The sequence below is a fragment of the Mesorhizobium sp. M7A.F.Ca.US.006.04.2.1 genome, assembly GCF_004022915.1.
GTDB lineage: Bacteria > Pseudomonadota > Alphaproteobacteria > Rhizobiales > Rhizobiaceae > Mesorhizobium > Mesorhizobium ciceri.
In genome coordinates this window covers 1-1,515 of sequence record NZ_RZQA01001159.1, presented here as the reverse complement: position 1 = coordinate 1,515, position 1,515 = coordinate 1, and the positions used below count along the sequence as shown (strand labels likewise).

General features: G+C 62.5%; 2 protein-coding genes. One reads left to right on the top strand and one right to left on the bottom strand.

All coding sequences use genetic code 11. From position 1 onward, the window contains the following. Nucleotides 1-818: ubiquinol oxidase subunit II (cyoA, locus tag EN925_RS35360; RefSeq protein WP_128337343.1), on the bottom strand; the 818-nt coding region annotated here is incomplete at its 3' end. A gap of 166 nt (nt 819-984) precedes the next feature. Between cyoA and EN925_RS35355 the strand changes: the two genes are divergently transcribed. Further along, nucleotides 985-1,515 (top strand): MFS transporter (locus tag EN925_RS35355; protein WP_164894640.1); only part of this gene is annotated, 531 nt, incomplete at its 3' end.

Below are 1,515 nucleotides of genomic sequence, written 5' to 3'. Positions count from 1 at the left end.
TCGCTATCCACCGCCGCATAGTGGCGCACGGGTTGGTTCTCGCTGGGCTGTTCGAGCTCCAGGTAGCCGTTTCGGTCGAGCTTGCCGCCGCTGTCCTTTGCCTTCGCGATCCATGCCTGGAAACCGGCATCGTCGAGGCCGTGGAACGCGAAGCGCATTCCCGAGAAGCCGGCGCCGCTGTAATTGGCAGAGAACCCTTCATAGTCGCCGGACTTGTTGATGACGGCGTGCAGCCTGGTTTCCATACCCGGCATCGCATAGATCTGGCCGGCCAGTGCTGGAATGTAGAAGGAGTTCATCACCGATGCGGAGGTAATGCGAAAGCTGATCGGCCGGTCGACCGGCGCAGCCAGTTCGTTGACCACGGCGACGCCGTATTCCGGATAGATGAACAGCCATTTCCAGTCGAGCGCGACGACTTCGACCTCAAGCGGGCGCACGTCCGGCGGCAGCGGCTTGCCGGCCGCTACACGTCCGATCGGACGATAGGGGTCGAGCAGGTGGGTGCCCATCCAGGTCACTGCGCCCAGGCAGATGATGATCAGAAGCGGCACAGCCCAAATGACGAGTTCGAGATGGGTCGAGTGGTCCCAATCCGGCTCGTAGCGCGCCTCGCGGTTGGACTGGCGGTATCGCCAGGCAAAGAATATGGTGAGAGCCATCACCGGTATGATGACGATCAGCATCAGTGCCGTGGACACCATCAGCAGGTCACGCTGCTGCTCGGCGACGTCGCCGGCAGGGTTCAGGACGACCATGCTGCAGGAGCCGAGCGATGCCAGCAGGGGCAGCAGGAAAAGGGTACGGAGACGGCTCAATGTATGACCTGTCGGTTGTTCCCCCCAGTGCTAACCGTACCGCGGCGATGAAGGCATTGGACAATTTGTCCAATGCCGCAATGACGCGGCAGGCGTCATCAAAGCATCTGGCCCGCGCACATGGCAAGCGATCGTATGAGACCGCGGCGGGGCGACGGAGAATGCTGTGAGCCCAACTTCGAAGATCGAAGCCGACGCAAGACGGATCAATGCGCGGCATCATGAGGTGAAGCCCGGCGAAATCGCCGTTGGCGTCATCATCGGCAGGACGTCGGAATTCTTCGACTTCTTCGTCTACGCGATCGCTTCCGTCATCGTTTTCCCCAAGCTCGTATTTCCATATGCCGACCCGTTGACCGGCACGCTCTACTCCTTCGCCATCTTCGCGCTTGCCTTCATCGCGCGGCCGATCGGGACGGCGATCTTCACCGCGCTCGACCGCGCCTACGGACGTAGCGCCAAGCTCACCATCGCGCTGTTCCTGCTGGGGACCTCGACCGTGTCGATCGCCTTCGTGCCCGGTTACGACCAGATCGGCCCGGCTTCGGCCTGGCTGCTGGCCATGTTCCGGATCGGTCAGGGACTGGCGCTGGGCGGGACATGGGACGGACTTGCCTCGCTGCTGGCGTTGAATGCCCCCGAAAAGCGTCGCGGCTGGTATGCGATGTTCCCGCAGCTGGGCGCGCCACTCGGGCTC